The following is a 6,136-nucleotide window of genomic DNA, read 5'->3' as shown; positions in this document are numbered from 1 at the left end:
GGAGGAGCTACGAATTGCGGAAACTCGTGCGCGGACGTGGAGGGAAGCGTTAGACTACCGCCAAGGAAGCAGCACCCTGTGTTAGCGGCAGCTATGCGAAGCAAAACGTCAACCCGCCGAGGAGCTACGGCTTAGTAGGAATCCCCGCGCCTTTAGGCCGGGGAGGATGTCAACTTAGCTATAAAATACCGATGCTACCGGACATGATATCAGATGAAAAATTTTTTATATCGAACCCGAGCGGATTTGATATCATCACTTTATTCAGATAATCACTTACTTTATTGTTTCGATTGACTGTAATATTAAGCAGAACTACCATATCTAGTAGGGGCGTTAACGATAGTTATGTGCAAGCAAACGGCCGGAAAGCCCCTACATATGATGTATGATTTAATATTTTGCGTCAGTCCTGATTACCTAATAACCTAATATTACTTCTTACTTACCGTAAACACGATTTAATAACCACCAGGTTCTTCTTCATATTCTGGCATCTTAGCTTTTTGAGGAATATTTACACGAGGTGCTTGATAGGGTTTTGGAGCCTCATCATCAGCCCAGGCATCTTTTTCTATATCTTCGTCATATTCATATTCTGCAGCAGGTTTATATTCTTTCTTTTCATATTTCTCCTCTTCATACTCATATCCATCTGACTCTCCCCAATTATCTTCTTCATACTCATCATAAGTAGGAGCTTGTCTTTCCTGAGGGGCTGCTGGTGGTGCAACAACTGCTTCTGTCTGATAATAATCTTCATAAACTGCCTCTCGCTCTAGCTGACGTGGAGGGGGAGCCATTTCTTCTTCATAGTAGTCATCATAAACAGGTTCAGGTTCAACTACTCTAGGTCTTCTGGGTTCCGGTTCTGCCCAATCTTCATCCCATGCTTCTTGAGTTGACGGTGCTACTGTACGAATAGGTTCCTGAGTAGCTGGTTGTCCTGTTCCTAATTGATTATCAGGTTTCACAGTGGGAGGATAATATAATCCATCTTCCTCTTTTTGCCAAGGTGCTTCTCCTAAACCTAAACGTTCTAATAATCCAACTGTTAACTGTTTGAGTTTCTCTTCAGAACCTTCAAATACAATCAGGCGATTTGGCCCACTGCTCACAATTTCATCAATTGATAGTTCATAAGTACTAATAACTTGCTCTGGAATTTGGGGTATACCAATAGAAGCAATAATCAATGACAAAACTTTGCCATCTGTAGTATCAAACTTGAAACCTCTAACTCTACCTAAAAGTTCACCATTTTCTGTCAGAACTTCGCTATTAATTAGACTGCTATAGGCTTCAGGATCAATATCTTCTTCCACCACTTCTTCGTCATCTACCAAGATAACATCGCCTATTTCACGGATATTTTCGAGAAACATAAACTTAGGTATTCCAGCTACGGCTAATATATTGTCCCGTAGTCCAATAGCTACTACCTCCCGCCGATCAACGTCTACCCATAACTGGCTTACTACTCCTAGCCGCTTACCTTTATCACGAGTGATTATTTGAGTTCCTAACAGATCGGAGCGTTGCCAAATTTGTTCAAATGTCATTATTGTTTAATCCCGATTCTTAATAATAAGTCAAAAGTAGGGGCGAATGGCATTCGCCCGTACAAAAGTCAAATAACAAATCAAAAGTCAAAAGTCAAAAATTAAAAGTTAAGAGAAATTAATAATTTTTACATTGTAATTTATCAATAAAGAATTTAGTCAGACTGAGGCAGTATTATAATAAGTCAAAAGTCAAAAGTTAAAATAAATTACCGAAAAGCGACGTTGAAAGCCCCCGTGTTTTAACCGGGGGATGAAAACAAGCGAGTCGTTTAGACTAGACAGCTTTAGTTGTCCTATACTATTATCTTAATATACAAAAGTTTAGACAAAAGTAAGCAGAAGGCTAGGGTTAAACTTAAGCCGACTGTGTAGGGGCACAATGAAATTGTCCCCAGAGAGCGTATTTCAGCTAAGAAAAAACGAAGCAACAAGGATTTATCGGTGTTGCGTAGTATTAACTTAGAATCCCCTCGGCAACAGCTACGGGGAGTAGTCAATAATCTCTATTCTCTATATTGTAATTTATCGGTCTTGAATCCACAGAAGCTTATTCTCACTCCTGTCTCCTGTCTCCTGTCTCCTGACTCCTTCTTCAAATAGATTTAAGACCTAGTCATTTTAATCCCTAAAACTTGGGTATGAGCTCCCCTAGCTTGGGTAACACCGATAGTATGCTGGGATGATTCCATCATTGGCCTCCGTAGACTAACAACAATAAATTGAGCTTGTTTTGCCTGTTTTTCAATCATTTTAGCTAATCGTTCCACATTTGCCCCATCAAGAAACATATCCACTTCATCAAAGGCATAAAAAGGAGATGGACGGTAACGCTGTAGGGCAAATATAAAGCTTAAAGCTGTCAAAGATTTTTCTCCCCCAGACATAGAGGCTAATCTTTGCACTGGTTTTCCTTTGGGGTGGGCTACTAAATTTAACCCACTATTGAATGGGTCTTCTGTATCATCTAACTGTAGATAACCATCTCCTTCAGAAAGTTGGGCAAAAATGGTCTGAAAATTTTCATTCACAGCATTGAAAGCCTCAAAAAATGAACGTTGTCTCAAAGTGGTAAAGTTTTCTATTCTTAACAACAGCTCCGTGCGCTCTCCTTCCAGAGTCGATAATTTTTGACTTAGCTCTTCTAAACGTTTTTGGGTTTGGTCATATTCTTCTAGGGCCAACATATTTACAGGTTCTAGGGCCTGAAGTTGTTTCTGTAGCGATCGCACCTCCTTATCTAATTCTCCTATTTTAATATTTTCCGGCACTTCTGGCACTTGTTCGGGTAATTCTGCCTTTTGTTCTTCTAACTGAGTCCGCAAAGTCACTAACTGTTCCCGACGTCCCTCCTGAGATTCTTGCAGTTTTTGTAGTTGCCATTCTAATTGCTGTTTAGCTAAATAAAGTTCTCGCAGACTTGCCTCTGCTTGGTCTCGTTTTTGTTTTTCTGTGCCTAATTTTTCTTCTACTTTGGCCATACCTGCTTTAATTTCAGCAATTTGCTCGTCCACAACCGATAATTGACTATCTATATCTTTAATATTTTCCCTAGCTGCTAATTCTTGCTCTTGATATTCTGACTGCCGACGAGAAATAGCTTCTACCTTTTCTTGTAAAAGCCTTTGTTGATTTTCCAACTCCTGAAGTTGTTGTTGGGCAGTTCGCCAAGCACCCTCCCGCTCTTGCAATACAGTTTCCTGAGACCTAATCATCCCCTGCATTTGTTGCCACTCACTGTGAGTATGAGATTTTTCCAACTCAGCCAAAGTTTGCTTTAACTCTGTTAATTGGACTTCTCTGGCTGGAATTTCTTGGTCTAGGAATGTTAATCTGGTTTGAGCATTGGCTAGTTCTCGATTATTTTTCTCTAATTGTCCTTGCCCTTGCTCCTGTTGTCTGCTCAATTTTTGCAATTCTGACTCAATTTGCTCCACTTTGAGCTGAGTTTCTCTAAAATACTGCTTCCCTTCCATCAAAGCTTGCGCCCGCTCCTTTACATCCTCCTTTCTCTGAGAAATCTCTACCTGACAGCGCTCCAAAACAATATCTATTTCCTGGAGGCGCTGACGATGAACATCCATTTCCCCTATTTCTGCCGACTCATTACCATCAACCGTGCCAAAATGCAAGCTACCAGAACGACGGGACACACTTCCCCCAGTCATCGCCCCACTGGTCTCCAATATTTCCCCATCCAGAGTAACTATTCGATGTTTACCCAAATACTTCCGAGCATTTGCCAAAGTATCAAATACCACTGTAGAGCCAAACACATAGGCAAAAATATTTTGATAACGAGAGTCACAGTCAATCAAATTCACCGCATAATCAATAAACCCCGCTGCCCCCCAACGCAAACTATTATCTCGGTTGAGGCGAGGAGGGCGAATTTTATTCAAAGGTAAAAACGTCATTCTCCCAGCTCTTTGTCGCTTCAAAAATTCAATCCCGGCAGCTCCCACCCCATCATTTTCTACCACCATATTTCCCAGACGTCCTCCGGCAGCAATTTCTAAAGCCAACTGATATTTTGGTTCAACTCTCCCCAGTTGTGCCACTAACCCACAAATGCCAGAAATACCAGACTGTTGCAGCATTTTTGTGGCATAAGTTCCGGAAGCTTCTTGAACTGCCTGTTGTTGGGCTTCTAATTTATCTAGTTTCCGCTGTCTTTCCCTTTGTTCTTGGAGGAGGCGAGTTTGAGTATCTTGTTGAATTTGCAGGTCTTGCTCTACTGCTGCTAATTGTTTGGTCAAGGATTCTACTTGATAATTGGCGGTTTCTCTTGACTCTTTTATCTTTTTATGGTAAGCATTTTGATTTTCTATTTCTCCCGCCAGGGCAGCCATAGACTCTTGCTGTTCTTGAATTTGCTTTTCTAACTGATGTATTTGTTCCCTAACTCTTGCTTGTTCAGTCAGTTGGGGGTTGAGAGTTTGCTGTAGAGTTTCAATTTGATAATGAAGTTGGGCTTGTTCTTGTATCCAAGCTTCGGCAGTAGAGGCAATGGCACTAGCTGACTCTCGTTGTTGGTTAAGGGTTTCCCGTGCTTGGTTGCGAGTGGACTCTAGAGATTCGACTTCTTGAGCTTGAACAATTTTGTTTGTGGCTAATATTTCCTGATTTTGTTGATGTTTCTGTATTTCTTGTTGGAGTTGGCTGAGGTTCTTGATGGTTTGCTCAATTGTAGTTTCTAATTCTTTATGCTTTTGTTTTAGTTGACGGCGGTCAGCTTCTTGGGTGGCAAGAGTTGATTGTAAGGCCAACAGTTCTTCTTCCCCCAAAGCTTTAACTTGGACATTGAGTTGGTCTAGTTCAGTTTGGGCCTGTTGAATTTCGGTTTGTTTGGTTTGAATATTTTGGTTAATTTCCGTAGCAGAGCGATCGCCTGATTCTATATTTTCTCTAAGTTTCCATTCTTGTTTTTGTAGATTTTGCCATTTGAGAATTGTTTGCCAGAGACTCTTTTGTTCCAGTTGACCCCGCAATTCTTGATATTTTTGAGCTTTTACACAGTCTTGGGAAAGACGGTCACATTGTTTTTGCAGTTCTTTTTCCACAATGCGACTTTTTTCTTCTTGTTCTTTCACCAAATCTAATTTATCTTTGGCCAGGGTAATTTTTCTATCAAATTGAGCTACTCCTGCCATTTCATCAATAATTTCCCGACGTTCGCGAGACTTCATAGAAATAATACTGGTTACGTCACCCTGAAGCACAACGTTATATCCCTCGGCGTAGACGCGGAGTTGATTTAGTTGTTCGTGGAGTTCGGTCAGGGTGCATGGTTGACCATTCATATAATAAGTGGAGGTATAAGTCCCTTGTTTAGTTACTCGGAGGCGGCGGGAAATACTCCACTCACTTAAAGAATGAAAAGATGAAGCTATCTCAAATGGATCGTCAGACTCTGGAGTATTTGCTCCATTTTCTATTACTTCTGGTGGATTTTCTGTAGTTATTTGGGTTTCTGACTGTGAAGGTTCGAGGTCTTCGTAGCCATTTAGACTTGTTTCTACATCTTCTAAATCAAAGGTGACTTTAACAATAGTTTCGACAGTTTTGCGTCCTGCCAATTTGTTATTAACTAAGTCTGGTAGGCGTTCAGCTCTCATACCTTTGGAAGTTGATAGGCCCAGACAGAATAGGAGTGCGTCGAGAATGTTGGATTTGCCCGAACCATTAGGCCCAGAAACCACAGTAAATCCGGGCAGCAACGGAATAGTAGTAGTGCCACCGAAAGATTTAAAGTTAGTTAGTTCCAGACGTTTGATATGAACCATGAAGGCCAGTTGTTGAACTGGATAGATTTAGGGCTTTTAATTATTCTAGACATTATAGACAGGACTTGAGATTTGTGGAATGGGCATCTTGCCCGTTCGAGATATTTTGCCGTTCGAGATATTTTGCCGTTCGAGATATTTTGCCCGTTCGAGATATTTTGCCGTTCGAGATATTTTGCCGTTCGAGATATTTTGCCGTTCGAGATATTTTGCCGTTCGAGATATTTTGCCGTTCGAGATATTTTGCCGTTCGAGATATTTTGCCGTTCGAGATATTTTGCCGTTCGA

The 6,136-nt window shown here is 41.0% G+C and carries 3 protein-coding genes; all 3 read right to left on the bottom strand.

The window, feature by feature from the left end:
- Positions 1-461: 461 nt before the first annotated feature.
- Positions 462-1,562: a PRC-barrel domain-containing protein gene (locus F6K15_RS37190; protein WP_293071050.1), complete on the bottom strand. Its 1,101-nt coding sequence runs from the start codon at positions 1,560-1,562 to the stop codon at positions 462-464.
- Between the two features lie 605 nt (positions 1,563-2,167).
- A complete protein-coding gene (gene smc / locus F6K15_RS37185; protein ID WP_293071048.1) occupies positions 2,168-5,848 on the bottom strand; it encodes a chromosome segregation protein SMC in 3,681 nt (1,226 codons plus the stop codon).
- A gap of 45 nt (positions 5,849-5,893) precedes the next feature.
- Positions 5,894-6,136: hypothetical protein (locus F6K15_RS37180; protein WP_293071046.1), on the bottom strand; the 243-nt coding region annotated here is incomplete at its 5' end.

It is taken from the genome of Okeania sp. SIO2B3 (genome assembly GCF_010672525.1).
Classification (GTDB): Bacteria; Cyanobacteriota; Cyanobacteriia; order Cyanobacteriales; family Microcoleaceae; genus Okeania.
This window is presented reverse-complemented; position numbering and strand designations above follow the sequence as displayed.